This is a genomic window from Bradyrhizobium sp. Mp19 (genome assembly GCF_029952935.1).
In the GTDB taxonomy this organism is placed as follows: domain Bacteria; phylum Pseudomonadota; class Alphaproteobacteria; order Rhizobiales; family Xanthobacteraceae; genus Bradyrhizobium; species Bradyrhizobium elkanii.
The window spans coordinates 1-605 of the sequence record NZ_JASAUT010000193.1; the positions used below are offsets into that span (position 1 = coordinate 1).

Sequence of the window (605 nt, forward strand, 5' to 3'; positions counted from 1 at the left end):
CGCCGCGAAGCTTGTCGCCATCATACCCTTTGTCGGCGAGGAGCACGCTCATGGGTGGCGCGAGCGCCAGGACATCGGGAGCCGCAGCGATATCGGCATCCTGGCCTGGAGTCAGATGCAGGACGACCGGCCGGCAGAGCGGATCGCTCAGCGCATGGATTTTTGTCGTGCGGCCTCCGCGCGAGCGGCCGATTGCTTGATTGTGCTCCCCCCTTTTCCGCCGGAGGCACACCGGTGAGCTTTAATCGAGGTCGAGTCGAGCGACAGTACGACGCCGTCTTCGCCAGGCTTGGCCAGCGCTTCGAAGATTGCGCACCATCGTCCTCGCTTGGCCCAGCGATTGAAGCGATTGTAGATCGTCGTGTAAGGGCCGTATTCACGTGGACAATCACGCCATCGTGCACCCGATTGCAGCATGTGAATGATGCCGCTGACGATGCGTCGGTCGTCGTCCCGATCCGGCCCCGTCAGTCCCCTCGGCAGATGCGGTTCGATACGCGCCCATTGCCTGTCGTTCAGCCAAAACAAACCAGCGCGCATTCTCTCGCCCCCGAATCAACACGTAGGCAAGAGAATCACGTGGCGCTATTTAGGTACAGACCCTA

General features: G+C 61.3%; 1 pseudogene. It reads right to left on the minus strand.

The window, feature by feature from the left end:
- Positions 1 to 562: pseudogene (locus tag QJT82_RS45555) on the minus strand (IS5-like element ISBj2 family transposase); the annotation flags it as partial.
- Between the last annotated feature and the right edge of the window lie 43 nt (positions 563 to 605).